Here is a 14,497-nt window from a genome sequence, read left to right on the forward strand (position 1 = left end):
CGTCCCCACTGTGCCGGACTTAACACCCCAACCGCGCATAGACCCTGCGGCGCCTGGTTCAGGTGCCTATATCACCGCATGTCACCCGACAAGCACCGGCGATTCATCTCACTTGTCCCGATTCCAAGCCTCCACAGCGGTGCGGCAGTTGGCGTGAACTCCGCAGTAATATGCCAATCCCGCACCCGAAGCGCACTGGCGTGCGGTGCCGCGACAGGAGGCACCATGCGACCGCGACCCCCCGTCCGAGGCCGAGGCGTCTTCAGTGGCACCGGGCTCATCATCACGTGCCTGGCCGCCACGCTCGCCGCGCTGGTCTATCCCGTCTGGTCGTACACCGACCGGTCCGGCACCGGCGTGGACGTGCTCAACGCCCAGAGCGTGTCGACGCGGTGGGGCGCGCTGTCCGCGCTGGACCGGGACTTCGTCACCAAGGTCCGGCTGGCCGGGCTGTGGGAGCTGCCGGCCGGGCAGCAGGCGCAGCTGAAGGGCACCACCCCGGCCGTGCGGACGGCGGGGCGGCACCTCGTGGAGGGGCACACGTTCCTGGACCGGCGGGTGCGCCAGGTCGCCGCCCAACTCGGCCTCCAGCTGCCCAACGAGCCCAGCGACCAGCAGCGGCAGTGGCTTGACACCCTGAACGCGGCGCAGGGCGTGGAGTACGACCGGCAGTTCGCCAACATCGCGCGGCTGGCGCACGGGCGGGTGTTCTCGGTCGTCGCGCAGGTCCGTGCGAGCACCCGCAACTCTCTGGTGCGCGCCCTCGCCGACGACGCGAACACCACCGTGCTCGACCACATCAAGGTCCTGGAGGCCACCGGGTACGTCGACTACGAGGCGGTCGCCCGGGAGATGGCCGCCGCGAGCACGCCCCCGCCCACCCTGCCGCCCGCCCCGCCGGGCCCGGTCGCCGACCCCGCCCCGGCCGTGCCGGTGACCCCGTCCCCGTCACCGAGCTACCCGCTCCCGCCGCCCGCCACCAGCCCGCCGCCCCGGGAGCACGACGGCTCCTGACCCGTCCCGGACGCCGAGCGGAACGTCACACACCCACAACACTGCGTCCGGATGGTGAACGGGGCATGGTGCTGCCGTGCCCGTGTCCTCTACAACAAGCACATGTTCTGGGTCCTTCTCCTGCTGCCGGCCTGGGCCGTCGCCGGCACGGCGTGTACGCGGCTGTGCCTGGCCGCCGTACGGGCGGCAGCCGCGGAGTCCCGTGACGCGACCCCGGGCCGGGAGCATGAACTGACGGTGTACGAGGCCGCCTTCCTGTCCGGCGGCCCCCGCCGGGTCGCCGACGTCACGCTCGTGGCCATGGCGCGCCAGCGCAGGCTGCTGCTGGCCCGCACCGGCTGGGCGACGGTCGTCGATCCGCGCGGCCGGGACGAGATGGAGCGGTCGGTGATCGGGGCGATCGGACCGCAGGGGCAGTCCCGTATCGCGCCGGTGCGCACCGCCGCCGCGGCGGCGGACGCGGTACGCGCGATCGCCGACCGGCTGGTCCGGGCGGGGCTCGCCGTGCCCGACGGGGCGCGTACGACGGTGGCGGACGGGGTGCGCCAGGTGCGGCACGCGGCGGTGGCGGTGGTCGGGCTGGGCACGGTCGCGCTGCTGATGCCCGCCCCGCCGGACATGCCGCGTCACCTGGTCGCCCTGTGGTTCGCGCTGCCGCTCGCCCTGACGCTGAGCTGTCTGGCCATCGCGCGGATGGAGGTCCACCCGTACGCGCGCTGGGCCTCCCCGGCCGGGCAGCGGCTGCTCGGCGCGCTGGCCCGGCACGCCGACGCCGCCGCCGGCGACGACCGGACGTATCTCACCTCCGTCGCCGTACGGGGCGTCCAGGCGGTCGGCGAACCGGACCTGCGGGCGGCCTTCGCGCACCGGGACACGGACCGCGACACGTTCGGCCAGGCGTACGACTGAGCTGACGGGGCGCTGACGGCCGCTGGCGCCGACACCGGCGGAGAGGAACTCCACCGCCATGTGGCCGGGGGCACCGCTGGTCACCGGGCGGAACGCGGGCATTCACGGCCCGGCGCGCGGCCTGCGCGCCGCGCCCGGAGCCGGCGCCCCTGCCGAAGTTCAGCCGGCCCGGCGAGCACCGTGCCCGCCGGAACCGGCCGCTGATCAGGCGAGCCCGGCGACCAGCTCGGCGACGTCCTTGCGGCGGCCCGTGAAGAACGGGATCTCCTCACGGACGTGCCGACGGGCCTCGGAGCCGCGCAGGTGACGCATGAGGTCGACGATGCGGTACAGCTCGTCGGCCTCGAAAGCGAGGATCCACTCGTAGTCGCCCAGGGAGAACGAGGCGACGGTGTTGGCGCGCACGTCGGGGAAGCCGCGGGCCATCTGGCCGTGCTCGGCGAGCAGCCGGCGGCGCTCGTCGTCGGGCAGCAGGTACCAGTCGTAGGAGCGCACGAAGGGGTAGACGCTCACGTAGGTGCGGGGCGTCTCGTCGGCGAGGAACGCCGGGATGTGCGAGCGGTTGAACTCGGCGGGGCGGTGCAGCGCCATGTTCGACCACACCGGGGTCAGGGCGCGGCCCAGCCGGGTGCGGCGGAAGAGGTTGTACGCCTCCTGAAGCTGGTCGCTGGTCTCGGCGTGCCACCAGATCATGAGGTCGGCGTCGGCGCGCAGGCCGGAGACGTCGTAGGTGCCGCGGACGGTCACGTCCTTGGCGGCGAGCTGGTCGAACAGCTCCTGGACCTCCTCGGCGTACCCCGCGCGGTCCTCGGGCAGCACGTCCTTCAGCCGGAAGACGGACCAGAGGGTGTAGCGGATGACCTCGTTGAGGTCCTTGGCCAGCTTGCCCTTGTTCGGGATCCGGTCCGGGGCGGTGGTGGGGGCGTCGTCACTCATGGTCCTCATTCTCCCGCTCCGCCGTGCAGGCTCTGCACCGGGTGGGCGGTGAGCTCCCGCACGGCGGCCAGGTCGCCGTGGATCTGGTCGACGGCGGCGTGGGCGCTCGCGACGCACGCCGGGATGCCGACGCCGTCGTACGCCGCGCCGCACAGGGCCAGCCCCGGCAGTTCGGCGACGTGCTCGCGGAGGCGGGCCACGCGCGCGTGGTGGCCGACCGGGTACTGGGGCAGGCCGGCGTCCCAGCGGGTGACGCGGGCGGCGACAGGGGTGGCGTCCAGGCCGGTGGCCGCCTTCAGGTCCTGCCGGGAGACCTCCACGAGCTCGGCGTCGTCGCGCCGGAGGATCTCCGTCTCGCCGTACCGCCCGACCGAGGTGCGCAGGAGGACCAGGTCCCGGTTCTGCTCGGCGATCCAGCCCCACTTCTGGGAGGCGAACGTGGACGCCTTGATGGTCCGCCCGTCGATCGGCGGCACCAGGAAGCCGCTCCCGGCGGGCAGTGCGGCCTCGGTACGGCGGTAGGCGAGGGTGACCAGGGCCATGGAGGCGTACTCCACGGCGGCCAGCTCGGCGGCGGCTGCGGGGGCCTCGGCGCGCAGCAGGCCGGCGGCGGCCGGGGCGGGGACGGCGACGATCACGGCGTCGGCGTACAGCACCCGGTCCCCGGCGACGACCCGCCAGGCCGGGTGCCCGCCGGCCACGGCCCCGGTGCCGCCGGATGCTGCCGCACCGAGCGGTCCGGCACCCCGCACCCTGCGCAGCTCCGTCACCGGCGTGCCGGTGAGGATCTCCCCGCCCCGGGCCCGTACCGACTCGGCCACCGCCAGGGGCAGGGAGCCCACCCCGCCCTCGATGCCCATGAACACCGGCCCGGTCTGCCGGGCGGCCGCCGCCCTGGCCTGGATCTCGCGGACGCCCTTTGTCAGGGACGTGTGGGTCCGGGCCACCTGGAAGAGCTGCGGGACCGCCGAGCGCAGCGAGAGGCGGTACGCGTCGCCCGCGTACACGCCGCCCAGCAGCGGCTCCACCAGGCGGTCGACGACCTCCCGGCCGAGGCGCGCCGCCACGTACTCCCCGACGGCCACGTCCTCGCCGACCTCCGTGCGCGGCAGGTCGGCGTCGCGCTCGATGCGGGCCACGCCCTCGTCGGACAGCACACCGGCCAGCGCGGAGGCGGTGCCGGGCACGCCCATCACGTGCCCCTTGGGCATCGGGCGCAGCGCACCGCGCGTCCAGATCGACGCCGTCGCGGTGGCCGGGGGCCGGAGGCGGTCGGCGAGGCCCACCGCGCGGGCCAGGTCCACGGCCTCGGGGCGGCGGGCCAGCATCGACTCGGCGCCGAGGTCGACGCGGACGCCCGCGACCTCGCCGGGCAGCAGCTTGCCGCCGACCCGGCCGGAGGCCTCCAGCACGGTCACCCGCAGCCCGCGCCGCAGCAGCCGGTCGGCGGCGGCCAGTCCCGCGATGCCCGCGCCGATGACGACGACCTGCCCGGCGCCGTGCCCGGCGCCCGTACGTGATCCGCTCATGGCTCCACCTTCTCAGACGCCCCTGACCGTCACGCCAGGGCCATATGGCCTCGCCGAGTCCCGACCGTGACCTCTTCGGGACCGTTCCGCGCCAACGTCCGCCACCCCCCGGGCGTCGAAGGAAGGTAGTCGTCACGACCCTCGGGGGGATGCCCACATGCACACACGACGATCCGTACGCCCCGCCCGGGCCCTGGCCGGGATCCTGCTGGCCGCCGGCCTCGCGCTCACCGGGTGCAGCGCCGGCGACTCCGACTCCGGCGGCGGCGCCACCGGCGACAAGGCCGCCTCGCGGGCCGACGCCCAGGACGGCGCCTACGGCGGCGCCGGCAAGGGCGCGAGGCAGACCGCGCCGCCCGAGCTGTCCGCTAGCCGCATCATCCGCACCGCCTCCCTGACCGTGCAGGTCAACGACGTTCCCAAGGCCCTGGACGAGGCCCGTACGACCGCCGAGAACGCGGGCGGCTACGTCGGTGACGAGACCACCACCCGGGACGAGGGGGGCCACGAGCGCACCCGGGTCGTGCTGCGGGTGCCCGTCGAGAAGTACGACGAGGTCATGGGCGAACTGCAGGGCACCGGCAAGCTGCTGGAGCGCACCGCCAAGGCGCAGGACGTCACCGACCAGGTCGTCGACGTGGAGAGCCGCATCAAGTCCCAGCGCTCCAGCGTGGCCCGCATCCGGGCGCTGATGGACCAGGCCACCAAGCTCAGCGACGTGGTGGAGCTGGAGAGTGAGCTGAGCTCCCGGCAGGCGGACCTGGAGGCGCTGCTGGCCCGGCAGGCGTCCCTGAAGGACCGCACCAGCCTGGCCACTGTCAGGCTGTCGCTGTCGGAGACGCCGGTGAAGAAGCCCGCGAAGGACGACGACGATCCCGGGTTCCTGGACGCGCTGGCGGGCGGCTGGCACGCGTTCGTGACCATGTTGCGCTGGCTGGCGGTGGTGCTCGGCGCGGTGCTGCCGTTCGCCGCGGTGGCGGCCCTGCTGGTGCTGCTGTGGCTGCGGGTCGTACGGCCCCGGCTGCCGCGCCGCGCCGAGTCCGCTTCCGCGTCCGCGATGACCGCGCTCGGCCCGCTGCCGCAGGCCCGTCCGGCTCCGCAGGCCGCGCGCCCGGGGGAGCCGGGCACGCAGGACTGAAATGCCCCGGCCCCGTAGCGTGTTCGCATGAACATGAGCCGTACGCGGGGTGGGCGGGAACGACTGGTCGTGATCGGCGGCGACGCCGCGGGGATGTCCGCGGCGTCGCAGGCACGCCGGCTGAGGGGCCCGGACGAACTGGAGATCGTGGCGTTCGAACGCGGCCACTTCACGTCCTACTCGGCGTGCGGCATCCCGTACTGGGTGGGCGGCGACGTGCCCGAGCGGGACCTGCTGATCGCCCGGACGCCCGAGGAGCACCGGGCGCGCGGCATCGACCTGCGGCTGCGTACGGAGGTCGTGGAGATCGACCCCGCCCGGCAGCGGGTACGCGCGCGTGACGCCGACACCGGGGCCGAGTCCTGGACGTCGTACGACAAGCTCGTGATCGCGACCGGCGCCCGGCCGATCCGTCCGGACATGCCCGGGGCCGACGCCCCCGGGGTGCACGGCGTGCAGAGCCTGGACGACGGCCAGGCGCTGCTCGACACGCTGGCACGCACGCGTGGCCGCCGGGCCGTGGTCGTCGGGGCCGGGTACATCGGGGTGGAGATGGCCGAGGCGCTCATCAAGCGCGGCTACGAGGTGACGGTCGTCAACCGCGGTCAGGAGCCGATGGCGACCCTCGACCCCGACATGGGCCGTCTGGTGCACGAGGCCATGGAGGGCCTGGGGATCACGATGGTCAACGACACGGAGGTCACCAAGATCCTGACCGGTGACGACGGCCGGGTACGGGCGGTGGCCACCGAGCACGCCGAGTTCCCCGCGGACGTCGTCGTGCTCGGCATCGGCGTACGCCCCGAGACGACCCTCGCGCGCGAGGCCGGCCTGCCGCTCGGCGTCCACGGCGGCCTGCTGACCGACCGCTCGATGCGGGTGCGCGGCCACGAGGACATCTGGGCGGGCGGCGACTGCGTCGAGGTCCTCGACCTGGTCTCCGGGCAGGAACGCCACATCCCCCTGGGCACGCACGCCAACAAGCACGGCCAGGTCATCGGCACCAACGCGGGCGGCGGTTACGCCACCTTCCCGGGCGTGGTCGGCACGGCGGTGAGCAAGGTCTGCGACCTGGAGATCGCCCGCACCGGCCTGCGCGAGAAGGACGCCCGCCGCGTCGGTCTGCGCTTCGTGACGGCCACCGTCGAGTCCACCAGCCGTGCGGGCTACTACCCGAACGCCTCCCCCATGACGGTGAAGATGCTCGCCGAGCTGCGCACCGGCCGCCTGCTGGGCGTGCAGATCGTCGGCCGGGAGGGGGCGGGCAAACGCGTCGACATCGCCGCGGTGGCCCTCACGGCAGGCATGACGGTGGACCGGATGACCGCCCTGGACCTCGGCTACGCCCCGCCGTTCTCCCCCGTGTGGGACCCGGTCCTGGTGGCGGCCCGCAAGGCGGCGAAAGCGGTGGAACAGTCCGCCGCCTAGCGGAGCGGTCCGCGGCCCGGGCGCGGGACCTACGCCGTTCCGTTGATCCGCTCGATCGCCTGCCGCGCCTGCTCGGCCGGCGGCCGCGACGGCAACGAGGACACCGACGCGGTGGCGGGCGGCATCGCCGCCGCGGCCGGCTGCTCCCCCGCCGGCTTGGCGTGCGCGGCGGCGGCCCGGGGAGACCGCAGCCGGTGGCTCACCGCCTCGTCCAGCGTCACCGGCCGCTGCATCTGGGTGGCGAGGCGCCCGGCCTCCTGGCCGAGGCGGGCCACGTCCTCCCAGGGCAGCCGCACCACCAGGGTGAGTTCGGCCTCGCCGTCGGGCAGCGCGTGCATCGCGGGAGTCATTCGGTCGTTCATCGCCTGGTTCCTCACGTCGTCCCCGCGACCCGCCTTCCCCGTGCCGCGGACGGTTGCCGAGACATACGCACGCCCGGACATCGGTGTTCAGCACCGCGCGTGGTTCACCGATTCGCCGATCTCATCCCGGGCACCTGTGTGATGTGGTCATCCCCGTTCACGACGTGAACCCGGTGCGGCGCACCCCGTGGGTCACGTACGCCCTGATCGCCGCGAACATCGTCGTGTTCCTGCTCACGCCCGGCATCGTGGGGTCCGTGACGGGCGAGAGCAGCCTGGCGCAGCTGTGCCACCTCCAGGCGTTCCTGGACCAGTACGCGGCCGTCCCGCGGGAACTGATCCACCACCAGATGCCCCGGCTGGTGCCCACGGGCGCCATCGGGGTGGGCCCGCAGGGCCCGGGCTGCGTGGTCGGCCCGCCCGGTTACGACAAGTCGCCCGAGCTGAGCGTCCTGACGGCGATGTTCCTGCACGGCAGCTGGCTGCACCTGCTGGGCAACATGCTGTTCCTCTACATCTTCGGGAACAACATCGAAGACCGGATGGGCCACATCCGCTTCACCCTGTTCTACCTGGTGTGCGGCTACGCGGCCGCGTACGTCTTCGCGCTGGCGAACTCCGGCTCGGGCGACCCGCTGATCGGCGCCTCCGGGGCGATCGCCGGGGTGCTGGGCGCCTACCTGGTGCTGTACCCGAGGGCCCGCGTCTGGGTCCTCGTCCCCTTCCTGATCTTCCTGCCGCTGCGGCTGCCGGCCTGGATCGTGCTCGGGTTCTGGTTCGTGCTCCAGGCGGTGTACTCCTCCGGCGAGGCCGTCACCCAGGCCGGCACCGTGGCGTATCTGGCGCATGTCGCCGGTTTCGTCGCGGGCATGCTCATCGCCTGGCCCCTGCGGCCCGGCACTCCCCCGCCGCCGGAGCCGCGCGGGGTGCTGTTCGGCAGGCGGGCGAGGCCGGGCTGGTGAGCGGTCAGGTGCCGCGCACGACGGGGGAGCCTCAGCGCGCCGTCCGGGTGTGGACGTAGTCCACGAGCCGGGTCAGCGCGTCCGGGTCGGTGGACGGCAGGACGCCGTGGCCGAGGTTGAAGACGTGGCCCTCCAGGCCCGCCGCCGCGTCCAGGACCTCCTGGGTTTTCGTCTCGACCGCCTCGCGGGTGGAGAACAGCACGGTCGGGTCGAGGTTGCCCTGCAGCGCCTTGCCGGGGCCCACCCGGCGGGCGGCCTCGTCCAGCGGGACGCGCCAGTCGACGCCGACGACGTCCGCGCCGGCCTCGCCCATCAGGTTCAGCAGCTCACCGGTGCCGACGCCGAAGTGGATGCGGGGGACGCCGTACCCGGCCACCGCCTGGAAGACCTTCGCGGAGGCCGGCATCACCGAGCGGCGGTAGTCGGCGGGGGCCAGGGCGCCGACCCAGGAGTCGAAGAGCTGGACCGCCGAGGCGCCGGCCTCGATCTGGACCTTCAGGAACGCGGCGGTGATCTCCGCGAGGCGGTCCAGCAGGTCGGCCCACAGCTCAGGGTCGCCGTACATCATCGCCTTGGCGTTCTCGTACGTGCGCGACGGGCCGCCCTCGACGAGGTAGCTCGCGAGGGTGAAGGGGGCACCGGCGAAACCGATGAGCGGGGTGGCGCCGAGCTCGCGGGTGAGCAGGCCGATGGCCTCGGTGACGTAGGAGACGTCCTCGGGGGTCAGGTCGCGCAGCCGCGCGAGGTCGGCGCGGGTGCGGACCGGTTGCTCGACGACCGGGCCGACGCCGGGCTTGATGTCGAGGTCGATGCCGATCGCCTTGAGCGGGACGACGATGTCGCTGAAGAAGATCGCCGCGTCGACGTGGTGGCGGCGCACCGGCTGCAGCGTGATCTCGCAGACCAGCTCGGGCCGCATGCAGGACTCCAGCATCGGAATGCCCTCGCGCACCTTGCGGTACTCCGGCAGTGAGCGCCCGGCCTGCCGCATGAACCACACCGGCGTGTGCGGCACGGGCTCACGCCTGCACGCCTTGAGGAAGGGGCTGTCGTACGTTGCGGTCGGCTGCTGGCCCGTGGGGCTTCCGTTGGCACTCACGACGGCAAGTCTCGCACGGCGCTCGACGCGGCACGGCCCGGGTACGGGGTGCCGGGTGGGTCACCCCAAGGGTGTCTTGCCCTGCGCGAGACCCCCGTTCCCCTTAATCTTCCCCGCATGGCTGCGGCTCAGGGACGACTGTCGGACGGCGCTGGCGGAATGGACGAATCCAAGGACACCTCCAAGGACACCGAGGACGGCCTCCGGCACGGGGGCCCCGGCCCGCTGCCCTTCCGGGCGGCCGTCGAGGCGCTCAGAGCGGCCCGGCTGCGGCCGCAGATCGAGGTGGAGCCGACGCGCCCGCCGCAGCGGCTCGCCCCGTACGCCTACGCGCTGGAGGCGGCCGTGGTCGACGGCGACCAGGACCTGGCCGACGGCCGCCTGGTGCTGCTGTACGACCCGGCCGGCCACGAGGCCTGGCAGGGCACGTTCCGGCTGGTGACCCTGGTGCGCGCCGAGCTGGAGCCGGAGATGGCCGCGGACCCGCTGCTGCCCGAGGTGTGCTGGTCCTGGCTGACGGGCGCGCTCCAGGCGCGCGGGCTGACGTACGGGGAGCCGAGCGGCACCGTCACGCGGGCGAGCTCCCACTACTTCGGCGGGCTGTCCGCGCGCCCGGCGGCCTCGCAGATCGAGATCCGCGCCTCCTGGACCCCCCGCGAGGGACTCGGCGGGGTTCCGGACACGGCCGCGCACCTGGCCTCCTGGTGCGATCTGCTCGCCCAGGTCGCGGGCCTGCCGCCGGCCGCGCCCGGGGACGCGTCGGTGGTGACGCTGCCGCAGCGCAGGGGACCGCAGTCCCGCTGACTCACCGTGACGACCAGAACCGTCACTTTGTCGACACGGCCACTTTCGGGCGGGTAACGACACGGATCGAAACCGTTCGATCTTCGAATGATCGACAGCGTGTCCGAATTGTTCGGATTGTTACTCACCAGATCGTGATCATTCCCTAAAGGACGCCGGGTTTGATGCCGAAGACGACTGTGACCTTGAAAGCACGGTTCGTCCCGGCTTCATCCCCCACGAGCCGGCCCCGTCCGCACCCCAGGAGGCCTGGTGTCCGTTCTCCTCGAGCAGCCCGCAAGCCTGGTCGCCTACCGCCCGAACAAGCCCACCGCCATGGTGGTCGTGGCCGACCCGCGCGTTCGCTCCACCGTCACCCGCCACCTGTGGGCGCTCGGTGTGCGCGATGTCATCGAAGCCTCGTCCATCGCGGAGGCTCGTCCCCGCATCGGCAACCCCCGCGACATCTGCGTCGCCGACGTCCACCTGCCGGATGGCTCCGGCCTCACGCTCCTGTCCGAGACCCGCGCCGCGGGCTGGCCCAACGGGCTCGCCCTCTCCGCCGCCGACGACATCGGTGCCGTGCGCAACGCCCTCGCCGGCGGTGTGAAGGGCTATGTCGTCACCGGCACCCGCACCAACGTCGGGCTCCCCACCCGGCCCGGTGCCGCTCCCATCGGCGCCGCCGCCGCGCGCCTGCACCGCCGCCCCCCGGGTGCCCCGAGCCACCCGGGCGGCTACCGCGAGCTGTCCGGCCGCGAGGTGGAGGTGCTGCGGCTGGTCGCCGAGGGGCAGTCCAACAAGGCGATCGGCGTCTCGATGGGACTGTCCGCGCTGACCGTCAAGAGCCACCTCGCCCGCATCGCCCGCAAGCTCGGCACGGGCGACCGCGCCGGGATGGTCGCGGTGGCCCTGCGGACCGGCATCATCCACTGACCCCCGCCCCGTCCCCGTTTCCCGCCACCCCGTTCCCCCGTTCCCCCGTTCCCCCGTTCCAGGGTTCCTGTTCCCTGTTCCCCTTCCCCGGTCCCTCCCTTCCTTCTCCCGCTGCCCGCGCGTGCGCCCGTCGACGGAACGTTCCGCCGACGGGCGCCGGCTTGGCGTGGCCGGGCGTGACGGGAAACGAGGTCATCGCCGAGGCTTGTTTTCGCTGGTCAGCCTGGCTCGTCTGGAGACGGGCAGGTCAGCGATTCGTCCGTGCGGATACCCTTGACAGGTGACCGACGCCCACGAGACCGCAGCAGACAGTTCACTGCGAACCACCGGAGGCGCTCCTCCGGACGACGACGGATCTTCTGCTACGGAGGCGCCGATCCCCTTGCTCGAGCCCCGCGACGGCATTCCGCCCGTGGTCGCGGACGAGGCCGCCCTCGCCGAGGTGATCGCCGCCTTCGCCGCGGGTTCCGGTCCCGTGGCCGTCGACGCCGAGCGCGCCTCCGGCTACCGCTACGGCCAGCGCGCCTACCTGGTGCAGCTGCGCCGCGAGGGCGCCGGTACCGCGCTGATCGACCCGGTGGCCTGCCCCGACCTGACCGCGCTGGGCGAGGCCCTGTCCGGCGTCGAGTGGGTGCTGCACGCGGCCACGCAGGACCTGCCGTGCCTGCGCGAGATAGGCATGGTGCCCACCCGGCTCTTCGACACCGAGCTGGCCGGACGGCTCGCCGGCTTCCCCCGGGTCGGCCTCGGCGCGATGGTCGAGGGTGTCCTCGGCTTCCTGCTGGAGAAGGGCCACTCGGCCGTCGACTGGTCGACCCGCCCGCTGCCCGAGCCCTGGCTGCGCTACGCGGCCCTGGACGTGGAGCTGCTCGTCGACCTGCGCGACGCCCTGGAGAAGGAGCTGGACCGGCAGGGCAAGCTGGAGTGGGCCCGCCAGGAGTTCGACGCGATCGCCTCGGCTCCGCCGCCGGAGCCCCGCAAGGACCCGTGGCGTCGTACGTCCGGGATGCACAAGGTGCGCCGGCGCCGCCAGCTGGCCGTCGTACGGGAGCTGTGGCAGACCCGGGACCGGATCGCGCAGCGGCGCGATGTCTCCCCGGGCAAGGTGCTGTCCGACGCGGCCATCGTGGAGGCCGCGCTCGCCATGCCGGGCCATGTGCACGCCCTCGCCGCGCTGAACGGGTTCGGGCACCGGATGGGGCGGCGGCAGCTGGAGCAGTGGCAGGCGGCGGTGGACCGGGCCAAGGCCCTGCCCGACTCCCAGTTGCCCCAGCCGGGGCAGCCCGTGACCGGGCCCCCGCCGCCGCGGGCCTGGGCCGACAAGGACCCGGCGGCCGCCGCGCGGCTGTCGGCGGCCCGGGCGGGTGTGTCGGCGCTGGCCGAGGAGCTGAACATGCCGCAGGAGAACCTGATCGCCCCGGACACGGTACGGCGGGTGTGCTGGGAGCCGCCGAAGTCCCTGGACACCGAGTCGGTGGGGGCCGCCCTGACGGGGCACGGTGCGCGGCCGTGGCAGGTGGAGCTGGTGACGCCGGTGCTGGTCACCGCGCTGGCGGCCAAGGGGGCCTGACCGCGGGCTCTCACCTCGTGGCGCCCTTCGTGAAGCCGTTGTAGATGTAGCGCTGCAGGAACAGGAAGACGATCAGGGTCGGCAGGATCACCAGGACCGCTCCTGCCGAGATCGTCTCCCAGTGGGCTCCGAAGGGGCCCTTGAAGCGGAACAGGGACGTCGAGATCACGCCAAGGTCCTGGGACGGCATGTAGAGGAAGGGGATGTAGAAGTCGTTGTACACGGTGATCCCCTTCACGATCACGACCGTCGCGATGGCCGGTTTCAGGAGCGGGAAGATGATCTTCCGGTAGATCGTGAAGGCGTTGGCGCCGTCCAGGCGGGCCGCCTCGTCCAGCGACGTAGGGATCGAGCGGACGAACTGCAGGAAGATGTAGATCGACACGATGTCCGTGCCCATGTAGAGCACGATCGGCGCCCACAGGGTGTCGAACATGCCGAGGCTGTTGACGATCTGGAAGGTCGCCACCTGGGTCGTCACACCGGGGACCAGGGCGGCGACCAGGAACAGCCCGACGACCGGCGTCCGGAAACGGAAGGTGAAACGGTCGATCGCGTACGCCGTCATCGAGCCGATCAGGACCGTGCCGCCGACGGCGACGAGCAGGATGACCGCCGTGTTGCCGAAGGCGGTGAGCATACGGCCGTCCCGGAACGCCGTCACATAGTTGCCGAAGTGCAGCAGGTCCTGCGGAAGGGCGAGGGCCCCGGCCCCTCGCGCCATCTCCTCCTCCGTCTTGAGGGACGTCAGCAGCACCGCGCCGAGCGGCAGCAGGACGAGCACCGTCGCGGCGATCAGCGACAGGTACACAAGGGTGCGGGCAACGGCTCGGCGGGTCATACGAGGTCCACCCTGTCGTCCGGGACGAGGCGCCGCTGTACCCAGGTCACCGCCAGGATGATCAGCAGCAGCACGACGGCCGCCGCCGAGGCGAGCCCCGTCTTGTTGAACTGGAAGGCCAGCTTCACGGTCTGGATCACGAAGGTCTCGGTGCCGGTCGCCCCGCTGGTCATGATGTACGGGATCTCGAAGACCGACAGCGATCCGGAGATGGAGAGGATCACCGTCAGGGTCAGGACCGGCTTGATGCCCGGGGCGATGATGTGGCGGAACTGGTGCCAGCGGCTGGCGCCGTCCAGTTCGGCGGCCTCGTACAGCTCCCCGGGGATGGACTGGATCGCGCCGAGGAAGAGGACGAAGTTCAGGCCCAGGTAGCGCCAGATCGACACCGCGGCCAGCGAGGTGTTCGCGGAGAACGGGGTGCCGAGCCAGGCGTGGTCGGTGTGGATGCCGAACAGGCTCAGCGTCGAGTCGAGGGTGCCGCCGTCCTGGAAGAAGTAGAGGAAGACCAGGCCGATGGCGACCCCGTTGATCAGGTACGGGAAGAACAGCACGCCCTTGAAGAAGGAACGGAACCGCACGTCGAAACTGAGGATCGTCGCGAAGTAGAGCGCGGCGGCGATCTGGACCGCGGAGGCGGCCAGGTAGAAACCGCTGACGAAGAACACCTCGAAGAGGTCCTCGCGGGTGAAGATCTCGGCGTAGTTCTCGGCGCCGGTGTAGTGCAGTCCGGGGCTGATGCCGTCCCAGTCGGTGAAGCTGTACGCGATCATGTTCACGATCGGCGCGTAGGTGAAGGTGATCAGCAAGGTCAGCGGGGCGAGCAGGAACAGCCAGGGAGTGACCGTGCGCCATACGCGCGCCGTGCGCGGGGCGGCGACGGCGGCCGCGGGGGGCCCCCGCGGCCCCCCCCCCCGCGCCCCCCCCGGGCGGGGTGTACGTCTCAAGAGCCCCCCGGCGTGATGGGAGGTGGACACCACACGACCAAGC

Annotated in this window: 14 protein-coding genes; 8 read left to right on the plus strand and 6 right to left on the minus strand. The window is 72.8% G+C overall.

Translation table 11 applies throughout. The annotated features are described in order from the left end of the window. The first annotated feature begins 225 nt into the window (after window positions 1–225). Both AB0K80_RS23225 and AB0K80_RS23230 read left to right on the plus strand, forming a co-directional pair. Complete coding sequence (locus tag AB0K80_RS23225) at window positions 226–1,014, plus strand: DUF4142 domain-containing protein (protein ID WP_365672555.1); 789 nt, start codon at window positions 226–228, stop codon at window positions 1,012–1,014. Window positions 1,015–1,116: 102 nt separating this feature from the next. Continuing rightward, the gene (locus tag AB0K80_RS23230; RefSeq protein WP_365672603.1) at window positions 1,117–1,923 is read left to right on the plus strand and encodes a TIGR04222 domain-containing membrane protein; all 807 of its coding nucleotides are present in this window, start codon (window positions 1,117–1,119) and stop codon (window positions 1,921–1,923) included. 204 nt (window positions 1,924–2,127) lie between these two features. Here the strand turns inward: AB0K80_RS23230 and hemQ are convergent, their stop codons facing one another. Together hemQ and hemG are read right to left on the minus strand one after the other, a co-directional pair. Further along, the gene (hemQ, locus tag AB0K80_RS23235; RefSeq protein ID WP_365672557.1) at window positions 2,128–2,859 is read right to left on the minus strand and encodes a hydrogen peroxide-dependent heme synthase; all 732 of its coding nucleotides are present in this window, start codon (window positions 2,857–2,859) and stop codon (window positions 2,128–2,130) included. A 5-nt stretch (window positions 2,860–2,864) separates the two neighbouring features. Next, entirely contained in the window at window positions 2,865–4,388 is a 1,524-nt protein-coding gene (gene hemG, locus AB0K80_RS23240) for a protoporphyrinogen oxidase (protein ID WP_365672559.1), read from the minus strand. Window positions 4,389–4,545: 157 nt separating this feature from the next. On the opposite strand from hemG, the gene AB0K80_RS23245 reads away from it, so the two are divergent. Both AB0K80_RS23245 and AB0K80_RS23250 read left to right on the plus strand, forming a co-directional pair. Next, window positions 4,546–5,526: a DUF4349 domain-containing protein gene (locus AB0K80_RS23245; protein WP_365672562.1), complete on the plus strand. Its 981-nt coding sequence runs from the start codon at window positions 4,546–4,548 to the stop codon at window positions 5,524–5,526. Between the two features lie 27 nt (window positions 5,527–5,553). Continuing rightward, a complete protein-coding gene (locus tag AB0K80_RS23250; protein ID WP_365672564.1) occupies window positions 5,554–6,954 on the plus strand; it encodes an FAD-dependent oxidoreductase in 1,401 nt (466 codons plus the stop codon). 29 nt (window positions 6,955–6,983) lie between these two features. Here AB0K80_RS23250 and AB0K80_RS23255 read toward each other — a convergent pair whose 3' ends face one another. Beyond that, window positions 6,984–7,316 carry a hypothetical protein gene (locus AB0K80_RS23255; protein ID WP_365672566.1) on the minus strand — a complete coding sequence of 111 codons (333 nt, stop codon included), beginning with the start codon at window positions 7,314–7,316 and terminating at the stop codon, window positions 6,984–6,986. A gap of 143 nt (window positions 7,317–7,459) precedes the next feature. On the opposite strand from AB0K80_RS23255, the gene AB0K80_RS23260 reads away from it, so the two are divergent. Then, window positions 7,460–8,278: a rhomboid family intramembrane serine protease gene (locus AB0K80_RS23260; protein ID WP_365672568.1), complete on the plus strand. Its 819-nt coding sequence runs from the start codon at window positions 7,460–7,462 to the stop codon at window positions 8,276–8,278. Between the two features lie 31 nt (window positions 8,279–8,309). Here AB0K80_RS23260 and hemE read toward each other — a convergent pair whose 3' ends face one another. Continuing rightward, a complete protein-coding gene (gene hemE, locus AB0K80_RS23265) occupies window positions 8,310–9,377 on the minus strand; it encodes a uroporphyrinogen decarboxylase (RefSeq protein ID WP_365672570.1) in 1,068 nt (355 codons plus the stop codon). Between the two features lie 117 nt (window positions 9,378–9,494). Between hemE and AB0K80_RS23270 the strand changes: the two genes are divergently transcribed. From AB0K80_RS23270 to AB0K80_RS23280, 3 genes are all read left to right on the plus strand, one after another. Beyond that, window positions 9,495–10,181: a DUF3000 domain-containing protein gene (locus tag AB0K80_RS23270; protein WP_365672571.1), complete on the plus strand. Its 687-nt coding sequence runs from the start codon at window positions 9,495–9,497 to the stop codon at window positions 10,179–10,181. Between the two features lie 252 nt (window positions 10,182–10,433). Next, window positions 10,434–11,096 (plus strand): response regulator transcription factor, encoded by a 663-nt coding sequence (locus AB0K80_RS23275; protein ID WP_003993737.1) that lies wholly within the window; start codon window positions 10,434–10,436, stop codon window positions 11,094–11,096. 280 nt (window positions 11,097–11,376) lie between these two features. Continuing rightward, entirely contained in the window at window positions 11,377–12,666 is a 1,290-nt protein-coding gene (locus tag AB0K80_RS23280; protein WP_365672573.1) for a ribonuclease D, read from the plus strand. Window positions 12,667–12,676: 10 nt separating this feature from the next. On the opposite strand, the gene AB0K80_RS23285 is transcribed toward AB0K80_RS23280, so the two are convergent. Both AB0K80_RS23285 and AB0K80_RS23290 read right to left on the minus strand, forming a co-directional pair. Next, entirely contained in the window at window positions 12,677–13,507 is an 831-nt protein-coding gene (locus AB0K80_RS23285; RefSeq protein ID WP_365672575.1) for a carbohydrate ABC transporter permease, read from the minus strand. Then, window positions 13,504–14,454: a sugar ABC transporter permease gene (locus AB0K80_RS23290; protein ID WP_365672577.1), complete on the minus strand. Its 951-nt coding sequence runs from the start codon at window positions 14,452–14,454 to the stop codon at window positions 13,504–13,506. The genes AB0K80_RS23285 and AB0K80_RS23290 overlap by 4 nt, the downstream gene beginning before the upstream one ends. Window positions 14,455–14,497 lie beyond the last annotated feature (43 nt).

Source organism: Streptomyces sp. NPDC052682 (assembly GCF_040678435.1).
Lineage (GTDB): Bacteria > Actinomycetota > Actinomycetes > Streptomycetales > Streptomycetaceae > Streptomyces.